Below are 22283 nucleotides of genomic sequence, written 5' to 3' on the forward strand. Positions count from 1 at the left end.
TTTATTCAGGCAGTCGGCCGAAGAGCTCAGGCAACTGCTCTTCGGTTGGTTTGTCGTTCGGTGTGAAACCAGTATGCCCTTCACCGCCGAGGGTAGGGTAGCTGGGGTATTTCCACCAAAGCACGCCACGGCACCAGTCAGTAGATCTGGCGAGCGCTTGTGTGACGATATGGTAGCACCGGAGCTGGGCTGAACCTAAGTAAGCTTCGCCTTCTCCATCAAGGTGAGGCTGCTGCCAGGGGGTTGCTGTGCTTGTGAACCCGATTTCGGTAAGAATCAGAGGGCGCCCAAAGGTATTGGAAACCGCCCGGGCCTTTTGAAGCACCTGTTCAAAACGTTCAGATAACTCAGCCTCTGATGGCTGCTTGGCTTCACTCAGCGGGTAGTAGCAATTCAGGCCGATCAGGTCAAGCTCATCCCAAAAAGCCAGCTCTTCAAACTCAGGCCCCCAGTTGGCGGCATAGGTCAGGCGGCCGCTGTAAACCGCCCGGACGGTTCTGATGACTTCCCGCCAGGCATCAGGCTCTATGAGCGTTGCCTGTGCAAACTCCACACCGACACAAAAAACGTCAGCATTATAAAGTTCCGCCATTAGCGCATAGTGTACAATCCAGCGGGTGTAGTGCCTGAAGAAAGCCTCCCAGTCCGCTTTGTTGTCCATCCTTACATCTCCTGGCCAATGGCCACCGCCCATCCATATTTGTGGCTTAAGGACGGTTTGCAGGCCCAGCCGGCGGGCGTAGACGAGGTCGCGGATGACACTCTCGTCGTTTTCAGTCCCTGCTCGGTTCATGATAGACAGGGGCTGGGGCGCGTTGGGGGAGCGCATATACGAATAGGGGACGATCGCCACAGCATTGGCACCGAGGCTGAACTGTTCCTGTAGCATCCCGGCGGCGAGTTTAGAGCCGTAGCCGTTGTAAATGGCATAACCCTCGTGCGCGAAGTTGAAGCCTTTCAGGTAGGGGACTGTGCCTGCCTCCCGGGGTTCAGGCATGATTGCATTTTCCGAAAGGTAGCTCTGCCACTGAGGCTCCATGGAAAGGAGTGCCGCCACATCGGGCGCCCAATTGGCATAGTTTTCCAGAAAAGCGGCTTTTCCCCAGTGCCGGAGCAGGAAGTCGCAAAAGGCCGCTGCGGCGAGCTGCCTGAGAAAAGGCGACTGGTATTCGTCGGCCCAGAATGCTTCCAGGTCAGCCAGCCCGGGCAATAGCCCGGTATGGGCCAAACGGTCTTTCCAGTATGATAGCCCGTGTTTCTGCCAGCTTGGATTAAAAGTAAGCGCAAGCCCTGCTTCAAGCAATGGGAACCGGGGAGCTCCCAATATTCTCCGAAGTAGAAATTGATTTTGGGGCCCCAGCCATGAGGTACTGTAAACCGAATTGGCAATAGCATCTATTCTGTTGGCCTGAATACTGAATTGTAAGGGGGACGTGTTGTTTAGGGCAAGCCCTTTGGCTTCCATATCCGGGAAGCCGTGAACCGGAATTGAAGCCTCATGCCAAATCGTGTCACAAAATGCCAGAACAGCAGCTGCCTGCTGATCGCATGCCATCACAAACGACCGAAAATCAGACCTATTCGTGCTGTCGCCATGCCAGTGGTATTCAAAACAGGCAGCGGAAGGTGGTGCTACCACAGTTGAAGCGGCCTGAAACTGTCGTTCAGCCAACAGTGTCCAGTCTGTAGGGTGGTACTTTCCACACCGGATGCGGTAAGGCCCCTGGTAGACCTCATACTGCCAGCCCCCCCAGCCAAAAGCCGAAAAGCCTTCTCTCATTCGTCGGGCGAGAGCCTCCCTGAGCTGCCTTTCGTCATTTGCAGTGGCCAGGAATAGCGGAAAGTAAGGCGCGTGCGGGTTGGGGTAAAAAGAGAGGAAGGCTACAGCGTCTTCCGGGATAATCTGGCTATTGAGCAGTATGGATGGAGGCTGAAAGTGAATCGCCGGGCGGAGGGGTGTGTTACAAATCCAGGGGTTATTTTCCGGGGTGCCGATCAGAAAAAGGCTGCCTTTCAGGTCTTCCGGTTGTGCTTGTTCCGCACTTATCATGCGGACTTTAAAAGGGTGCAGTGCGGTGGAAAGTGATTTCAGGGTAGAATCCATGGAAGCCGGGTAGACTACCGTGATCGCTCTGGACTGCCACAAATGCTGCCTGAGGGTATCCAGGTGTGGCAGGTTGGCAACGGAAGCTTTTGCCGCCATTTGCTTATGATCGGAGCAATGCAAGCATAGAGCTATGATAAGGCTACAGTACGCCAGGGCACTAAGTCGTTTCATACGTTGGTGTCGTTAGCAGGGCTGACCTTCCATATAATCAGGCTACGATCATCACTCGCAGAAATCAGGTAGTTTTGATAAGGTGTCCAGAACAGCCGGTTGACGGAATTGAGGTGCCCCTTGTCCCTAATGGTCTCCAGTACTTTGAGCAGCTCGAAAGATTCGGCATCCCAGATTTTCAGAGTTTTGTCCCGGCTGCCGGTTGCGAACCAACGGCCACAGGGGCTGAACACGATGCTGTTGATTGTAAACCAATGGGCAGGCTTTTCCTCCACACATTTGGGTACATCCGTTAACTGCCAGACCTTCAGGTGGGCATCGCGGCCACCGCTGAGGAGATAGGCGCCGTCAGGCCGGTAGGCCAGCGCAAACACAGAGTTGCTATGGGCATTTTTGATACGGTGGCGGATGGACAGGGTCTGAGCATCTAAAAGATAAATACTATTATCGCTGGACCCTACTGCGATTTCTTTTTGATTAGGGGAGACCGCAAGACTCCTGAGACTCTGATTGGAGAGTTGTAAGCTTTCCAGGGCCTTACCCGTAGCCCGGTCCCATTTGGTCAGCATACCCTGTCCGCCTGCGGTGAGGATGTGGTCTCCAAGGGCTTCAATAGCGAAAACACCCTTTTGGTGGTGAGCGATATTCCGGGTTTTTTCTGGATTTTCAAGGTCTACCCAATGTACGCCCCCGTTCATATTGCCTGCAATCAGCATATTGCGTTCCGGAAGATGGAGAATAGAGAAGACCTGCGTTTCCACCTTTGCGATAAGCCTGCCATTTTCCGGCTCGTCTAAATTCCAGCGCACGATCCATCCGTCGCCGGCTCCAGACAGGAAGGTATTTGGCGATTGGTCCTCGCCAAGGGCAAAAACAGAAGCATTGTGACCAGTGAGTTGAGCAATTTTTGCAACTTTAAGACGAGGCATAGATCAGCTGGGTTTTGAATAAAAAAAACAGAATACGTACTTTTTTTGTTGCTGTAAAGTTGATAAAGCACAGTTTATTAAAATATGCCCCTAAGTTTGCATCATGCTATCGAGCCGGTTGGTGAGATCGGAATCTGGGATATTGAAGAACCCGAAGATTGGTTTCTTGGGCGCCTTGATTTGCGTGCTCCGGAAGCAGCTCAGTTTAAGAATTTAAAAGGGCGCAGAAGGCTGGAATGGCTGGCCGCCCGGCAATTGGTCCATCAGATGTCGGGCAGGGATAAACGGGCACTATTCCAAAAAGATGAACACGGCAAACCTTATTTAGAAGATTCGCCTTTTCAAATCTCCATCAGCCATTCTCATGACAAAGCTGCCGCAATTGCAGCCCCAGAGGTGGTAGGGATAGATATACAACATTGGGTGCCCAAGATAGAACGCTTGGCCAAGCGTTTCTTGAATGCCTCTGAATTAGACCACCTTGCCACAGACCCTGAGGAGCGCTTGTTTCAGTTGCACGTACTTTGGGGGGCTAAGGAGTCTTTGTACAAGGCTTATGGCCGCCGGCAGCTTGACTTCTGCCAGCATATGGCGATTGGGCCTATAGATGGCGAAGGCCGGGAAGGAAAGGTAAGGGGGCAGGTCAGCAAAGCGGCATATCAGCGGCAGTTTTCCATTACTTACCAGTCTGTTGGTTCGTATATTTTGGTTTATGCCATTGCCGAGCCACGAACAAGCCATTCAAAACCCTGACAGAAGGAAGGCACTGGCGTAATGTCGGCAAAAAAGGGGCTTGCTACCGTGCGTTTTCGCCTTAACCACTGCTGGCTCACTTGGTAAGCCCTCACCCCTAAGCGGCCGCTTTTCCCCACAGGTATCTCAAAAATAAGCTGTTCACCCTCGGGTATCAATGACACCACGTCCTGGCTGCTTCCACTGAAGTCAGGGCTGAGGACTTGGAAAAACTTGTATTTTTGCGTACATTTATTTCACATCTGCCTTTTATAAACATTTTCGACAGCCTGTTTATAAGCCCCCCTTTGAGTAATCTCGATAAACAAGAGCTACCCGCAGCACTTGAATGTGCGAAGTTGTTGCGGTGTTAGCGTTGTAAAATTTCCCATGAACAGCGAGTTTGAAAAGGGCCTAATGCCCGCTTCAGGCTCTAAAAAAAAATGCTATTATGAGTATTAAGACACTCATAGCCGATGACCATCCTATCTTTCTGGAAGGCTTAAAGTGCCTACTTCGGCAAGAGGCATTTAGCTTTCTTGAAGTCGTTGATGTAGCGACCAATGGAGTTGAGGCCTATCAAAAAGTAAAGCAGCAAAATCCTGACCTGTTACTCATAGACATGAACATGCCGGAGATGGATGGTCCGGACGTGATCAAACGGCTGAGAAAAGAAGGCACGGAGATACAAATTTTAGTCCTGAGCATGTATGATCAGCCCAGATTGGTCCGAACCGCATTCAAAGCCGGCGCAGATGCCTACCTGCTTAAAAACCGGGCACCGGGAGAGTTAAAAAAAGCCATTTCAGCGCTCCGGAAAAAAGAAACTTATTTTGGAAGCGGCGTATTCCTCAATGAGACTGGCCGGCGCAAACGGTTTAAAACGGCAGGGGCTTCTTATGAACGCTCAGATCAGTTTGTCAGCCAGCATATGCTCACCAAAAGAGAGCTTGAAATTCTAAACCTGATCGCAGAAGCACTCAGCAATAAAGAAATCGGTAAACGGCTGTTCATTAGTGACCAAACGGTAGGTGTGCACAGAAAAAATATTATGCGCAAATTAGGAGTGACAAACACTGCCGGGTTAATCAAGGCTGCACATGATCATGCATTGATTTGAGATTTACCCTGTTTAGGGTATAAAAGTTTCTGGTCAAAGCTTTATATTTGTACCGTATTAAGCCATATTTAGAAAGAAAGACAAAAGACTAATCGGATATTTTACATTTTAAAAGAGTGTGGTATTTAGTTTGGTTTTCTGTTTTGTCTTTTTACATTTGCCTAATAATATAAGAATCCCATGAATCAAGAGTATATCGGTAATTCTACTGGTTTCCCTCTTTATGTTTCATGCCCAAACGAAAAGACAATTAATCTTACGAAACATCTGACATTCTAGATGTTATTAAATATTGAACGACGCTTATGCCCTAATCAGTTCCGGGCGATAAGCTTTGTTTGTTTAAAGATGATTCCGCGGTGGTTTTATCCGCGTTTCAATATTCAAGATACGACGACCCCGTTTTTAAAAACAGACCTAAGCATTTGATGATGCCTGCCAAGTGTACAACGGTGCACTGCTGCAAGTGTCGCACAATAATTTTTAACGACCTTTTTTTTAACCTAATTTTTTCAAACAAATCGTGATCTTATGGAAAAAACGAAGTTTACATTCGTTTCTCCATCTCAGCTAGCAGGCGCATTTGCATTCGCGCTGTTGACTTTCCTGGGCCTTCCACAGGCTTTTGCGCAGGATTGTCCAACACCGTCGAACGTAGATGTGAGCTATAACTGTGATGGAGTCGTTGTACTGGACTGGGACATTACGGACCCAAGCGGCCTGGTACAATCTTACACCGTTGACATCGAGAATGGCAACCAGCCGGTTGTCGACTTTGTCAACATGACTTCCACTGAGCTGACTATTGTTGCAGGTACCCTGACACCAGGCACGACCTACAACTACGCAATTACTGCGAACTGTGCAGCTTCTAATGTTTCATCTGCAACTGGCCAAATCGATGGCGCGGACATTCAGAACCGTCAGCCAACGATTTCTATCACCAACGTGAACAACCCAGTTTGCCCAGGCGACGAGTTCTCCGGCAGCTTTGATGTTACGGTGAATGATGATGGTTGTAGCGCTTCCTACAATATCTCTGTAGGCGGGACCACTTTCTTCAACGTGCCAGCGGGCAATACCATAACCTTCGGTGGGCTGAACGCCGCAGTAGGTGGTACAGTCTACACGGTGAACCTTTCCTTGGCTTCAGCAGGCGGCTGCCAGTTTAACACAGACCAGACGGGCTGTGTTTCTTCTGTTTCAGCAACTCAGACGCTGACGCCATCCGACAGCCAGGCACCAGGTATGGACGTGACTGCAGCCGGTGGTGTTGATCTGGGCTCAGGCGCGACGCTTACGTACACTCCGCCAGAGGGCGAGTGCGGCGTACAGCTGCTTTGGTCTGTGTTCCCATTCGACAACTGCGGTGGGCCATCTGATATTGACTTCACAGCGAGTGTGACCAATGACAACCCTAGCGTATTCCCAACGGCTTCAGTAACTCAGGATGCAGTAGACGTGGCTTATGCTGTGAATATCTTCGCTGCAGTGGGCACGAACGTTGTTACGCTTAGCGCAACCGATGAGAATGGCAACAACACGACCCTGACTTTCACTATCGAAGTACTTGACGTACTTGCACCTGAAATTTACGGCCCAGGCAATATCAGCGTGGAAATTCCTGCTTGTCAGGATGGCGGCGTTCCGGTAAACTGGACTGTTTCTGCTGTTGACGATTGTGACCTTGACGTAGACCTGGTTATCGATGCTGGAAACACAGATCCTGCTATCACAGGTAGCGGTGGTGTACTCGGTGTGGGTAGCTATGACGTAGCTTACACAGCTACTGACGACTACGGCAACAGCTCTAACTACAGCTTTGTAGTAGATGTAACTCAGGCTGCCAGCCCTGCTCCAATTGTAGACATTTCTGGCAATGGGCAGTTCTCAGTACCTGCTTGTGCTGATGATGTGTTGGCTACTTTCTCTGGTAACATCTATGATTGCGATATTGTGCCAGGTGGTCTAACACTTGGAGATATTCAAATTAATGCAGTTGGTCTGACCGCTGATGCTCAGGCTGATCTCTTCGTGACTTATGTTGAGGCAGAGGAAGATTTCGCTTACTTTGAGGTAGCGGGTGTGATGACTCCTGGTGATTATTTCGTTGTATTCTCTTACCGCGATGTATCTGTTGATCATTCTGTATCTGTTGTACAGGATGCCAACCAGCCTGCAGAAATCACAATGCCTGGTAACCTGAGCTTCCTGGAGCCTGCATGTACTGCTGGTGCTGATTTGAGCTTCCAGGTGCAGATCACAGATGATTGTGACTTTGACCTTTCCGGTGCTACATTCACGCTGAACGGTGCGACTGCTCCAGCAATCGATGCAGGTGCATCTGATCCGGAAGCAGGTCTGTATGTATGGAACCTGTCTGGTATCCCAGCGGGCTCTTACACATTGGTTGCTACATTTGAAGATAGCAACGGTGCAGTATCAGAAGGCACTGCTACCTTCACGGTAACAGACCAGCCTGACAACTCTGCTCCAATTATCGTATACCCATCTCAGAATATCAATATTGCACTGGACCCATGTGTTGAGAACGCAGTAGCTTCTCAGGTTTTCCAGATCACAGCGATTGACAACTGCGATGGCGATCTTGCCCCGACTGTAACTGTTTCTTCAGGTACAGGTTCTGTGGCTACAATCCCAGGCGGCTATGTATTCATGGGCGGCCCTGGCGTGCACACAATTACAATTACAGCGACTGATGCAGCTGGCAACAGCCGCACGGAGTCCTTCGCTATCAACGTAACTCAGGCGCCTGCACCACAGGAGAACCTGGCTTGCAACGATGATATTAACGTTACGCTTGACGACAACTGCTCACGCGTAATCACTGCGGATATGGTACTGGAAGGCAACTTCGGCTGCTTTGAGGAGTCTGACTTTACGGTTACCATCGTAAACGACGACAACCCTGCGAACGGCAATATCCTGGACGGCCACGGCCAGTTCATTTATGAGATTGCACTTGCTGACCAGGCTCAGCCAACGATTGGCTTCACTGGTGATTTTGCGCCAGGCAATTGGGACCTGATTGTTAACGATCCTGCGATGACTGTTGGCTTCAACGGTGATGTACTTGAGCTTGGTTCTCCTGGCGACCCCGTTACTACCAGTGTAGCTAATGCAGCTATCGCCATGCCAGAGTCAGGGACTGTATCCTTCGACTGGACGTTCTTCACAAATGAGTTCCCAGGGGGTGCACTGTTTGAGCTGTTTGGTTACGTAATTGATGCAAACGGTAATATTACTGAGACTATCTTAGCTAGCGATGGTACTGTTGGTACTGTTGGCCCAGATGGTACAGCAGAAGGTTCAGAATCTTTCGACCTGAATGCGGGTGACGTACTTGTCTTCATCCTGCAGGTTGATGGCTTATTCCCTCTTGGGGCAGAAGCAACAGTTTCTAACTTCACTTTTGAGCCGTCAACACAACCAGTAGCAGGCTTCGAGCCATGCTGGGGCTTTGTTACCGGCGAAGACAAGACAGCACCAGTTGTTGAGTGCCCGGACGACACAGACGTAGCGACTGTCAGTGTGCCTGTACAAACGATCGACGGCGAGCTGACAGCGTCTGACCCACAGATCGAGCTGGCGGACTACTCTTGCTTCCTCGACTACCTGTTTAACATCTTCGGCCCTATAACCACGCCACTGGCGGGCCCACAGTACTACGACCTGATCGAATTCCAGGTTAGTGAAGAGGATGTATATACAATTTACCTGACTGCGCCAGCCGGCTGGAACGGCGGAGCAGCGACAGCGGTATTCCAGGGCGGCTTCAACCCTGACAGCCCATGTGAGAATATCCTCACGGCGTCAACAGCGGACCTGAACAGCGCGAACCTCGGCCCTGTGGGCGGCGGTATCAACCCGACAATCCGTATGACGCTGCCACTGCGCCCATACGAGACTTACACTGTACTGGTATCTTCAGTAGATGCGGAGCAGGTAGGCCCTTACACGCACACGATCTTCAGCGACGGCAACGGCCTTGTAGGCTCGTGGAACTTCACGCAGACGACACTGCCAGACTGGACGACCCAGTTTGACACGACGTTCTCTGCCCTGCCATCGACTACCGAGCAGCTGGTACTGCCATTGTTCTGCAATGACTTCGGCCAGATCTACGGCGGCGACGCAGGTTCTGTAGCACAGGAGACTGCATTCATCAGCGGTACTTACCAGTGGGTAGGCGCGCCAAGTGCGACGGACAACTGCGACAACAACGTAGGCATCACAGCGACGGACAGCTTCACAGCTTCCGGCGACTGCGGCGACGTAGTAATCACGCGCTCCTTCACGGCTACTGACGACCAGGGCCTGACAGACGAGTGCCAGCAGCAGATCACTTTCCGCAAGCCAACGCTTGCTGACGTGACGAACCCGCCGATCACGGTAGTGGTAGAGTGCGACGAGGACTACCCAGCGCTGGCGAACGGCAACCCGGCTCCAGAGCTGACGGGCTATCCGTTCATCTTCACAGCGTTCGGCATCTTTGACATTGCTCCGAATTACTGCAACATCGGCGCTTCTTACGAAGACCTGCCAACAGTAGACGAGTGCGAAGGCCGCTTCAAGTTCCGCCGTGAGTGGACCGTATTTGACTGGTGCGACCCAGGCAGCACAGTGATCATCGACCAGCTGATCAAAGTTGGCGACTACACTGCTCCTACGGTAACCTGCCCTTCAGGCACACCAATTGCTTACTCTACAAGCCCATTCTCTTGCGGTGCGTCTTTCGAGGTGCCAATGCCAGGCGTGAGCGACAACTGCTCTAACGTAACGGTATACACTGAGATCGTGACGACAACAGAGGAAGAGGTGATCAACCAGTACGGCCTGCCAACCGGACAGTTTGTGATCGACACCGTAGTGGTGCGCACAATCCAGCCTGGCGCGAACCGTTTCGTATCCTCTATCCCATTCGGCGACCACTTCTTCCGCTATGTGGCAGAAGACGACTGCGGCAATGAGACAGAGCTTTACTGCCCATTCTCAGTGATCGACCAGATCGAGCCAGTGGCAGTATGCGACGACCAGCTGAACGTAAGCATCGGCGGCGGCAACATCGTGCCTGGCCAGCCAGCGCTTGCACGGGTGTTCGCATCTGACGTGGACGAAGGCTCATGGGACAACTGCGGTGATGTATCTATCGCGATCTTCCGCAACAACTTCAACCCGATCACTTACACTTGCGGCACGCAGAACAGCGTAACCGGCGATTTCGTCGACTTCTTCTGCTGTGACGTAGGCGTTACATCTGATATCACACTGGTTGTAACCGACCAGTACGGCAACCAGAACTCCTGCTGGCTGAGCGTTACGCCAGAGGACAAGATCAACCCATTCTGTGACGCGCCAGACAACGTAGTTGTGGATTGCGACGACCTGCCATACGGCTTCGACGCATCTGACGCAGGCCAGCTGGAAGACCTGTTCGGCATGGCGACGGGCGCAGACAACTGCGGCGTAGCATCTGTACAGCAGGTAGCATCGAACGCTGACCTGGAGTGCGGCTACGGCTCCATCACTCGTATCTTCCGCGTCACTGACGTGAACGGCCTGAGCAGCACGAACAGCTGTGTGCAGGTGATCACGATCAATGAGGTGCACAACTACGAGATCTACTTCCCAGAGGACGCTGAGGCGAACTGTGGCACGCCAACGCCAGACACCGTTGAGTACAACGAGCTTGGCTGCGACCTGCTTGCAGTGACAAGCAACGACGAGCAGTTCTCTGCATCCGGCGACGAGTGCTACAAGATCTTCCGTACGTGGAAGGTGATCAACTGGTGCCAGTACGACGGCGAGAGCGACCCTTACATCGTGGGCCGCGACGAGGACTGCAACGGTGTTCCAGGCGATGGCGACCGTATTGCGAACAACGGCAACGGCTTCTGGCTGCTTGCACGCCCGAACGGCAAGATCTACTTCGACCAGGACACAGACGAGACACCTGACAACAACGTACCAGGCATCAACTTCTGTGGCGTATCGAACGACTACTACAGCTTCGAGTATGACGAGACTGGCTACTACCAGTACACTCAGATCATCAAGGTATACGACGACACCGCTCCTGAGATCAGCTTCACGCAGGCAGACGCATTCTGCTCACTGGACAACGTGAACTGTGATGCGAACGTGACTTATCCGTTCAGCATCGATGAGGACTGTACGCCAGACGACCTGACGATCAAGGTGTTCCTTGACCCATTCCTGAGCGGCGACCTTGTGGAGCTGACAGGCGTGGTATCTGGTTCTTACCCAGACTACACGATCACAGTGAACGACCTGCCAATCGGCAGCCACGCGTTCGAAGTGCACGTACTGGACGGCTGTGGCAACTCAGACCTTGCGATCCTGCCATTCGACATCATCGACTGCAAGGCGCCAGCGCCATTCTGCCTGAACGGCATTGCGATCGAGCTGATGCCAGTAGACGAGGACGGCGACAACCTGCCGGACCCGGGTGCAGGCATGGCTGAGATCTGGGCGAGCGACTTCATCGCTTCTCCGATCACTGACTGCTCTGAGCCGATCAAGTACTCTATCAACCGTGTAGGCGAGCCTAACGACCCTGACCAGGCCGGCCTTGTGCTGACTTGCGACGACGAAGGCACGCTGGTGATCGAGATCTGGGCGTACGACGCAGCTGGCAACAGCGACTTCTGCGAGACTTACATCCTGGTACAGGACAACATGGGCGTATGCGGTGCAGCAGCACCAATGGCAGCCGGTGCGGTCAATACCGAGGACAACGAGCCGGTAGAAGATGTACAGGTCAGCCTTTCCGGCCAGGCATCTGATGAGATGACAACAGAGAACGACGGCGCTTACGTATTCACGAACCTGACAGCAGGCCTTGACTACACGATCACGCCACAGCGCGACGGCGACTACCTCAACGGTGTGTCTACGTTCGACCTGGTACTGATCAGCAAGCACATCCTGGGCGTTGGCCCGCTGAGCACGCCATACCAGCGTATCGCAGCGGACGTTAACAACTCTGGCTCTATCACAACTCTGGACCTGATCCAGCTGCGCAAGCTGATCCTGTCTATCGATACAGAGTTCTCTAACAACACCAGCTGGCGCTTTGTAGAGGAAGCTTACGTCTTCCCAGACCCATCTAACCCATGGGCAGAGCAGTTCCCTGAAGTGATCAACATCAACGACCTGCCTGCGACAAGCATCATGGATGCGGACTTCGTAGCCGTGAAGATTGGTGATGTGAACGGTGATGCGGCAGCAAACAGCTTTGCAGTAGTTGACGAGCGCAGCTACGAAGGCACCTTTGCACTGCAGACAGACGAGCAGGAGCTGAAGGCGGGCAATGAGTACCGCGTAAGCTTCACAGCTGCTGAGCTGGCACGCATCGAGGGCTACCAGGCGACGCTGACGCTGAGCAACGGCGTAGAGCTGGTAGACATCGTAAGCGGTGTAGCTACTGAAGACAACTTCGGCCTGTCTTACCTGGGCGAAGGCATGATCACGACAAGCTGGAACGGCGAAGCATCTGATGCAGAGCTGTTCACACTGGTATTGCGCGCAAACAGCGACGTGATGCTGAGCGAAGTACTGGGCGTAAGCTCAGCAGTTACGAAGGCAGAAGCTTACGGCAAAGACGGCAGCTTCCAGGACGTAGCGATCGAGTTCAGCACCGGTACTGTGGCGGGCGCAGGCTTCGAGCTGTACCAGAACCAGCCGAACCCATTCAAGGGCGAGACTGTGATCGGCTTCAACCTGCCAGAGGCAGCACAGGTGACGATCACCATCAGCGACGTAACCGGCAAGTTACTGAAACTGTACCGCCAGGACGGCTCTAAGGGCTACAACCACATCACGGTTAAGTCTTCTGAGCTGGCGGCGACAGGCGTAGTATCTTACACTGTTGAAACTGGTGACTACACAGCAACGAAGAAGATGGTAATCATCAAGTAACCATCTCTTTGAGATATAGCCCGGCGGGCGCTGCTTAGGCGGCGCCCGCAGTGGGCAGACCGGGAGGCCGGGCATCCGAAAGGGCGCCCGGCCTTTCTGGTTTTAGTGAAACCTTTTTGAGATTTAATCCGTACAAACTAAATACTTAAAGGTGTCACTTTCCTTTGTACTTAAAAATTGCTACCTTGCACTGGAATTAATAATCTCATGATCCCATGACAAAAACAATACCTCCTGTAAGGACCCTCCTTGCGGTTCCTTTCCTCTTACTCCTGCCATTCTGTGTGTCTGCACAAGTAGCTGTTTATGCTACCAGCCACACGGTAACTCCTGATGAAGAATTTACTGTTGAAATAAAAGTGCAGAACTTCGATTCAGTCGTAGGTTGTCAGTTCAGTGTTAACTGGGACACCAAGCTGTTTAGAATCAAAGGAGATAGTGCTGTGCTGGGCGCAGAACTGACAAGTTCTATAGAAAACTTCAGCTATGCCCAGGTCGATAGTGGCTATCTGGGCTTTTTGTGGTTCGACCCGGCTATTCAGCCCGTCTCACTTGAGGATGATGCCACCTTGTTTTCCATAGAGCTTGAAGTGGTTGAAGAAGAATCAACTATTGATTCTATTCGTTTTTCCGGATTTCCAGTGATCGTGGAATTTGCCAATGCAGAGGAAGAGCAGCTCGAAGTCGACTTCATCTCAGGGGCAATAAGCATCGAAGGTATTTCGGACTTGCTGGACCGGAAAGGAAGAGAAACCGTAGCAATTACCTGTGCTCCTAATCCTTTTGAAAAGCAAACTCAGGTTAGCCTGGACTTTAAGCAGCGCGTAGATCGCGGTACTCTGCGTATCATCAATGCACAGGGGCAGGTGGTCATGCAGCGCGAGCAGTCCTTTGACCCGGGCTTACACACGCTTGATCTGGACCGAACAGTTTTTGGCCAGTCAGGCAATTACTACCTTGAAATTAAGTCAACCGATTTTTTAGTTACCTATAAACTGATTGTCCTCTAGTTTTTTTGAAGTTGGCGTAAAACCGATTCGCCATTTTCCTAACATCCCAAATTCCGAGCACCGATGGACAAAGTATTTACCAGCCTTCTGGCGGGCTTATTATTCTGTGTAGTGTCAATGTCTGCACAGCAGCCTACCTTTACAATCTCACCAACCTCTAATGATGTACAACCGGATGATATTTTTGAAGTAGACATTACCGTGTCAGACTTCACAAACATCCTGAGCATGCAGTACGGCGTTACCTGGGACTCTACAATTATTGAGTTCCAACAGGTGAAAAATGTCAACTCCACAATCCCGGGATTTACCCTGGCTGCGGCATTTAGTACACCAAACCCCGGTGGCTCCAGCAACGTACCTGCTAATGGTATGGGCGTTTCCTGGTTCCATCCTTCTTTTATAACCCTTGACCTTCCCGATGGGACGGTTTTGTTTACCCTCGAATTTCAGGCAGTGGGCTGTGGTACTTCAGATATACAGTTTTCCGGCCCACCGACCCCAGGTATTGAATTACTTAACGGGAGCTTTACAAATGTTAGCCTCAACCCCGAAAATGCGACCGTCACCGTTAGCGGCGGCAACTGCGGCACTGTTACACCTGAAACAACCTTTAGCATTAATAACATAACGTTAGACGTTGGCGAAACAGGTTGCCTGGAAGTAGAAGTACAGGATTTCGAAAATATCACAGATGTTGCATTCAGCATTACCTACAACGCAAGCTTACTGAATTTTAGCTCGGTCGGTGGCTTTAGCCTGGCAGGTTTGGATGCAAGTGATTTTACTACCACTACTCCCGGAGTGATTACCCTTGACTGGTCCAACGCCACTGGTATTTCCCTGATCGATGGAGCAGCCATATTCGAATTATGCTTCACTGGTGTACAGGCGGGAACAGCAAACCTTGCTTTTTCTGACAACCCCGTAGCTATTGCTGTTACAAATGGAGATGGGGAAAATGTTGATTTCATAGGACAAAACGGCGCGGTTGTGGTGCAGGACGTTCAGGTGACACTGGATTTGACCAACACCACAGTCAATGTAGGCCAGACAGGTTGCGTGGATGTCCGCGTATCTGACTTCGAAAACATCGGTGCCCTGCAACTAACCATTAATTATAATGATGCACGGCTGGACTTCGGCTCAATCACCGGAATCAATCTTCCGGGCTTGCAGGCATCAGACTTCAATACGTCTACGCCTGGTGTGATCACACTAAGTTGGTCAAACGGAACGGGCGTAACAGAGCCTGATGGCACGACAATATTTGAACTCTGCTTTACCGGCACCGCTGCCGGCACTGCCAGCCTATCCTTTGGTGGCGCTTCAAGTGCCCAAACGGCAAACGGTACCGCTATCGACTTCAATGGACAGGGAGGGACGATCAACGTTAACTCGGTAAATACGGACCTTACCCTGACAGTCGAGGACGCGACCGTCAACCAGGGCGACAACGTATGCCTTGCACTGGAGATCGATAACTTTGAGGACCTCATTGGAATGTCCTTTACCGTGAGCTACAACGCATCACAGTTGAGCTATACCGGCGTGAGCAACCTGAACACTTCCGGGCTTCAGTGTGGCAGGTAATATTGCGAACCCAAGCCCTGGTTTTGTCACCATCAACTGGTTCGAGAACAGCCTGACGCCCATCACCCTGCCTAATGGAAGTGTGTTACTGGAAGTATGCTTTGACGCGATTGGCTCTGGTACAACTGATGTGGAGATTACCTCAGATGTAGCGGCGATCGAGTTTTCCGATATCAATGAGAATGTGATCCCGCTGGTTTCAAACGATGGCACCGTGACGATCAACGGCGGGCCGCCTCCAACCGGTGACCTCACCCTGACAGTCGAGGACGCGACCGTCAACCAGGGCGACAACGTATGCCTTGCACTGGAGATCGATAACTTTGAGGATCTCATTGGGATGTCCTTCACCGTGAGCTACAACGCATCACAGTTGAGCTATACCGGCGTGAGCAACCTGAACAGCAACCTTCCGGGCTTCAGTGTGGCAGGTAATATTGCGAACCCAAGCCCTGGTTTTGTCACCATCAACTGGTTCGAGAACAGCCTGACGCCCATCACCCTGCCCAATGGAAGTGTGTTGCTGGAAGTATGCTTTGACGCGATTGGCTCTGGTACAACTGATGTGGAGATTACTTCAGATGTAGCGGCGATCGAGTTTTCCGATATCAATGAGAATGTGATCCCGCTGGTTTCAAACGATGGCACCGTGACGATCAACGGTGGGCCGCCTCCAACCGGTGACCTCACCCTGACAGTCGAGGACGCGACCGTCAACCAGGGCGACAACGTATGCCTTGCACTGGAGATCGATAACTTTGAGGATCTCATTGGGATGTCCTTCACCGTGAGCTACAACGCATCACAGCTGAGCTATACCGGCGTGAGCAACCTGAACAGCAACCTTCCGGGCTTCAGTGTGGCAGGTAATATTGCGAACCCAAGCCCTGGTTTTGTCACCATCAACTGGTTCGAGAACAGCCTGACGCCCATCACCCTGCCCAATGGCAGTGTGTTGCTGGAAGTATGCTTTGACGCGATTGGCTCTGGTACAACTGATGTGGAGATTACTTCAGATGTAGCGGCGATCGAGTTTTCCGATATCAATGAGAATGTGATCCCGCTGGTTTCAAACGATGGCACCGTGACGATCAACGGCGGGGCGCCTCCAACCGGCGACCTCACCCTGACAGTTGGTAATGCTTCTGCCAATCAAGGCCAAACAGTATGCGTGCCTGTTACAGTAGACAACTTCACAGATCTGGTCGGTATGTCCTTCACCGTAAGCTATGATGAGTCACTGCTGACCTACACGAATGTCCAAAACCTGACTGGTAACCTTCCAGGCTTTAGCGTAGCTGGTAATATTGGCAACCCCGGGCCCGGGCAAGTCACGGTCAATTGGTTTGAGAATAGCCTCACGCCTACTTCATTGCCAAATGGGACAGTGCTCTTCGAAGTGTGCTTTGAAGCATTGGGCGGTGGTTCAGCTGCAGTGGATATCACTTCTGAAGTCGCTGCCATTGAGTTTTCAGATGCCGATGAAAATGTAATTCCTCCGGTTATTGACAACGGGACCATTACTATTTCAGGTGACCCTGCACCAACGGGGCTATTCCTGACAATTGACGATCAAACCGTTGACCCCGGCGATCAGTTTTGTACTTCCGTGAAGGCGTTCAATTTTGAAGATGTGGTCGGTATGTCCTTTACGATCAGTTACAACCCCAATGTACTGGCGTTGGACGATATTACCAGCCTCACTTCTAATTTGCCCGGCTTCACAGAAGCGGCCAACATAGGTACGCCAAGTGCCGGGTTTATCACAGTCAACTGGTTTGAGAACAGCCTGACTCCCACGGACCTTCCGGACGGGGAAGTACTTTTTGATATTTGCTTCACCGCAACCGGTAGCGGCATTACTTCTGATATTGAGTTTACTTCAGATGTAGCCGCTATCGAGTTCTCGGATGCGAACGAAGATATTATTCCTTTTGGCAGTGACCCTGGTACCATCACCTTTACGGGTGTAACAACGGACCTGACGCTCACCGCAGGTAGCATTGATGTAGGGCCTGCTGAGTCTTTCTGCGTTCCGGTTACGGTCCAGAATTTCGAGGACATCGTCGGTATGTCTTTCACACTCAATTATGATGAGACGCACTTGTCTTTTGATCAGGTCACTAACCTGACCACCAATCTGACTGGTTTTACGACTGCCGGCAACATCGGTAATCCAAGCGCTGGCTTCATTACCGTCAACTGGTTTGAGAATAGCTTGATCCCCACTTCCCTCCCCGACAACGAAGTACTCTTTGAGGTTTGCTTCACAGCACTTGGAGTAGACGGGTCGTGTTCGGACCTGGAATTCACCTCGGATGTTGCAGCTATTGAGTTTTCTGACGCTGACGAGAATGTCATTCCTGCTTTCTTCGAAGATGGCACCGTTTGCATCGAGGATGGTGTGCCAGGACAAGTGCAGGTTGAAGTTGGAGACGCCTCCGTAGATCTTGATGCCGCCGTTTGTGTCCCGGTTTCAGTGGATGCCTTTACGGATATTACAGATTTTGGCTTCACACTGGAGTATGATGCAAACGAGCTGCAGTTCGATAACCTCAATGCCATTACCTCCATGCTGCCTAACTTCACAGCAGCCAATATCAACACGTCAACACCTGGTGTCATTTCAATATCCTGGAGTGGTGCTGCTGCTACATTAGCCAATGGCACTGTACTCTTCGATTTGTGCTTCACGGCAATTGGCACAGAAGATACTTGCTCAGACGTCGTCATAACAGGCTCGGCCGAGCCTATCAACTTTACCAGCAGTACGCTGGGTAGCCTCAGCTTTAGTGGGGAAGAGGGCACGATTTGTATCAACTCTGCCTTTGATGGTTTCCGGCTTTCTATCCCGGATCAGACCGTACAGCCCGGCGATCAGGTATGCGTGCCGGTCAACGTGCTGAATTTCCTGGATGTGGTTGGTTTTGCCTTTACGATCAACTACGATCAAACCCAGCTGAGTTTCCAAAACATAAGCAACCTTAACCCCTCAATTCCGGATTTCTCACTGGCGGGCAACTTCGGTACGCCCACCCAAATCGGAGCAGGCAATATCTCGGTGAACTGGTTTAGCCAGTCTATCACACCGGTCAACCTGCCAAATGGCGCGGCACTGTTTGAAATCTGTTTCACCGCTATTGGCGATGACGGCGATATGTCCGACATTACATTCTCCAGTAGCGTGACCCCCATTGAGATATCAGACAGCAACGGCGATGTCATCCCATTCAACAGCCTGCCTGGTACGATTACGATATCTGCCGTGCAACCTCCAAGTATTGCACAGGTGAATATTACTGATGTAGACTGTTTCGGAGAGAACACAGGTGCCATTGCGCTGACCGTTAATGGTGGTACAGGCGGCCCCTACAGCTACAATTGGAATAACAACGCCACAACAGCTACAATTAACAACCTTGCTGCCGGTAATTACACAGTTACTGTTACCGATATGGGCAGCGGAGGCTTGACAACAACTGCTACCTACACGGTAGATGGTCCATCCAGCGCGGTTTCCTTGAGCGGCGGTGTTACCGCACCCACTTGTTTAAATGGAACTAATGGTGCGATTAACCTGAATATTTCCGGTGGCAACCCGGGCTACACCATCTCATGGGATAGCGGCATTCAATCCGGGCAGACCAATCCAAGTAACCTTCCGGGCGGCACCTACTGTGTTACCGTTACCGATGAGAATGGCTGTACTGCTGAAAATTGCTACAACGTGCCTAACGGCACAGGTCAGGGCGGCACCATAAACTCAACTGTGGAGGACGAGAGCTGTGCCGGCGAAAATGATGGCTCTATTGCACTTTCTGTCAGTGGTGCGGTAGGCACAGCTAACTACTTCTGGAGCACGGCACCTGGTGTTCCGGGGGCTTCAACCCTGAACAACCTCTCTCCCGGCACTTACTCCGTAACGGTACTAGATGACGCGAGCTGCCAGAGTACAGCCAGCTTTCAGATAGACGACGCCAGCCCTATCAACTTGCTTGAAGGAGTAACCGATGTAAGCTGCGCAGGAGAAGCAACAGGTGTGATTAACCTGGCTGTTTCCGGCGGCAACGGTGGGTTCAGCTATAGCTGGTCCGGGCCCAACAACTTCTCCAGCAACCAAAGCCTGGTGGCCAACCTGGTCGCAGGCCAATACACGGTTGTTGTCACAGATGTGAATAACTGTACCGCATCGGAAGTATATACCATAGATGAACCGAACGCTGCGCTCGCCGTCCAGAATATTGATGCAACACCGATTGATCAGGGACTGGATGGTGCGGTAAACCTGCAGGTAAATGGCGGTACTATGCCGTACACTTACAGCTGGACAGGCCCGGGCAACTTCAACTCTTCCGCTTCCAGCCTTGTCAACCTCAATGAGCAGGGCGAGTACTGCGTCACCATCACAGATGCGAACGATTGTACGACAACTGCTTGTGTTGCGGTTGAACAAGTGCTTCGGATCAACAGCAACATTACCGATGCCTGCTTTGGTGAAGCTACAGGTGCAATTGAGCTGAACGCAGACGGAGGGGTGCCTCCGTATACCTATGCCTGGACGGGCACAACGGCAACCGGAGCAACGGCAACCGGGCTTACTGCAGGTAGCTATTCCGTTACTGTAACGGACAGCAATAACGAAACGGCGAGTATGACCTTCATCGTGGACGAGTCGCCTGAGATCAACTTCAACCCAACTCTGATCCCGGTCACTGGCTCATCAACCAATACCAATGGTTCCATAACACTGAATGCCACTGGCGGTACAAGCCCGCTGACATACCAATGGAGCGGCCCCAACGGCTTTAGCGCAAACGACCCCAGTATTACAAACCTGGGAACTGGTGAGTACTGCGTGACAATCACCGATAATAACTTCAACAATATTTGTAGCAAGGATACCTGCTTCAATGTGTACTTCGCTGATCCAATGGGAGCGCCAGAGATAACTGCGGTAGGCACGACCTGTTCTAACACAGAGGACGGTTCGCTGGAGATCCAGATCAATGGTGGCGTACCAAACTATACGATTGAAATCACGGATTCAGAAGGGCAGGTGACGCCCTACACTGCCACTGATAATACCTTTACCGTCAATGATCTGCCTCCGGGGTCTACCATGATTGTGATTACTGATTTGCTGGGCAGTGAAACGACTACAACGATTTCGATTCCGAGCCCGGCACCGCTTCAGGTTCAGGCACCAGACTACCGGCATGCAACAGAGGGGAACTGTAATGGACAGATTTCCGTAAGCATCTCCGGTGGTACACCTCAGTATACAGTCAACTGGAACAACGGCAGCATAGGGGCAAGTATTGGCGGGCTTTGTGCTGATCAGTGGTACGTGCCAACAGTGACCGATGCCAATGGCTGTATTATCGAAGTGGATTCTATATTCATCAACAACTTTGACGTGCAGGTTGGCGACGTAGAATTTACAAGCTGTCCGGATGACACCAACGGCGCTATTGACATAGACGTAGTTGGTGGTGATCCGAACTATACTTTTGTCTGGAATGATGCCAACGGTAATCAGGTTTCTAACATGGAGGACCCAACAGGGCTCATCGCAGGGACCTATACATTGATCATCACCGAGGCATCAGGTAATATGCTGACCCGTCAGGTAGTCATCGAGACAGAGTCTGCTCTGGCCGTGGCGATCACTTCTGAGGAGAACTACAATGGTTTTGATGTTAGCTGTCCGGATGCTGCGGACGGAGCACTAAGTGCTACAGCCACAGGCAGCAGCGGCTATTTGTACGAGTGGACCAATGTGGAAACCAGTATGCTGGTCGGTACCGGACAAAATATTGAAGACCTGCCTGCAGGTACTTACCAGCTGATGGTACAAGATGAAGTAGGCTGTACATCAACCAATCAGATCGAGCTCACTGCACCCGATACTATTGAGGTAGAAGCCTTCATTCAGGATGTGCTTTGCCACGACGGCAGAAACGGTGCTATTACGGCAAATGTCGATGGCGGTATTGAGCCACTGGATTACTTCTGGAGCAATGGTGGTTTTGGAAACCGCATTACTCAACTGGAGCCGGCCGCCTACTCCGTGACCGTACTCGACGGCAATAATTGCCAGCAGACCGCTACTTTCGAGGTCGAAAATCCGGAACCGATCACTGTAACCTTTGAGACGGAACCCGCGACAGAGGGCTGTAACGGTTCCGTGGAGGCTATCGTGGACGGCGGTACTGGCCCTTACACTTTCAACTGGGGACAGTCTGACCTACAGGATGCACAGCTGCTTGATCTTTGCTTCGGCGAGTATTTCCTTCAGGTGCGCGACCGTAATGGCTGCCTCTCTGAGAATACCTCTGTTCGGGTGGAAGACCGGCGCTTCCCATGTTTCTCAGACCGCATTATCCTTACACCAGACAATGACGGTGCCAACGAAGAGTTCATCATCCTCTGTGTCAATGAATTCCCGGATAACCACCTGCAGATTTTCAACCGCTGGGGACAGTTGGTATTTGAAGCGAATAACTACGACAACACCTGGAACGGTGTCACTCAGGATGGTGCACCACTGCCGGAAGGGCCGTACTACTACGTACTGGACTATACCGACCCGGAAGGCAACCCTCGTCAGCAGCGAGGTTCACTGACTATTCTTCGTGAAGATTAATAAGATATACGGA

The 22283-nt window shown here is 51.5% G+C and carries 8 protein-coding genes; 6 read left to right on the plus strand and 2 right to left on the minus strand.

Going from position 1 to position 22283, the window contains the following annotated elements:
- Position 1: 1 nt before the first annotated feature.
- Together IX84_RS09510 and IX84_RS09515 are read right to left on the minus strand one after the other, a co-directional pair.
- Positions 2–2278, minus strand: a complete 2277-nt coding sequence (locus tag IX84_RS09510) for a glycoside hydrolase family 113 (protein ID WP_152604982.1) — start codon at positions 2276–2278, stop codon at positions 2–4.
- Positions 2275–3207, minus strand: a complete 933-nt coding sequence (locus IX84_RS09515; protein WP_044219355.1) for a WD40 repeat domain-containing protein — start codon at positions 3205–3207, stop codon at positions 2275–2277. Before IX84_RS09515 ends, IX84_RS09510 begins: the two co-directional genes overlap by 4 nt.
- Before the next feature lie 84 nt (positions 3208–3291).
- Here IX84_RS09515 and IX84_RS09520 point away from each other — a divergent pair, with 84 nt between their 5' ends.
- The 6 genes from IX84_RS09520 to IX84_RS09545 all read left to right on the plus strand — a co-directional run bounded on the left by IX84_RS09520 (position 3292) and on the right by IX84_RS09545 (position 22270).
- A complete protein-coding gene (locus tag IX84_RS09520; protein ID WP_044219357.1) occupies positions 3292–3960 on the plus strand; it encodes a 4'-phosphopantetheinyl transferase family protein in 669 nt (222 codons plus the stop codon).
- Between the two features lie 430 nt (positions 3961–4390).
- On the plus strand, positions 4391–5059 hold the full coding sequence (locus tag IX84_RS09525) for a response regulator (protein WP_044219360.1): 669 nt from the start codon (positions 4391–4393) through the stop codon (positions 5057–5059).
- 531 nt (positions 5060–5590) lie between these two features.
- On the plus strand, positions 5591–13021 hold the full coding sequence (locus IX84_RS09530) for a T9SS type A sorting domain-containing protein (protein WP_044219363.1): 7431 nt from the start codon (positions 5591–5593) through the stop codon (positions 13019–13021).
- 215 nt (positions 13022–13236) lie between these two features.
- A complete protein-coding gene (locus IX84_RS09535; RefSeq protein ID WP_044219365.1) occupies positions 13237–14031 on the plus strand; it encodes a cohesin domain-containing protein in 795 nt (264 codons plus the stop codon).
- Positions 14032–14094: 63 nt separating this feature from the next.
- On the plus strand, positions 14095–15624 hold the full coding sequence (locus tag IX84_RS09540) for a cohesin domain-containing protein (RefSeq protein WP_044219368.1): 1530 nt from the start codon (positions 14095–14097) through the stop codon (positions 15622–15624).
- Complete coding sequence (locus tag IX84_RS09545) at positions 15614–22270, plus strand: cohesin domain-containing protein (RefSeq protein ID WP_044219370.1); 6657 nt, start codon at positions 15614–15616, stop codon at positions 22268–22270. Before IX84_RS09540 ends, IX84_RS09545 begins: the two co-directional genes overlap by 11 nt.
- Positions 22271–22283: the final 13 nt, after the last annotated feature.

The sequence above is a fragment of the Phaeodactylibacter xiamenensis genome (assembly GCF_000759025.1).
GTDB classification, from domain to species: Bacteria; Bacteroidota; Bacteroidia; order Chitinophagales; family Saprospiraceae; genus Phaeodactylibacter; species Phaeodactylibacter xiamenensis.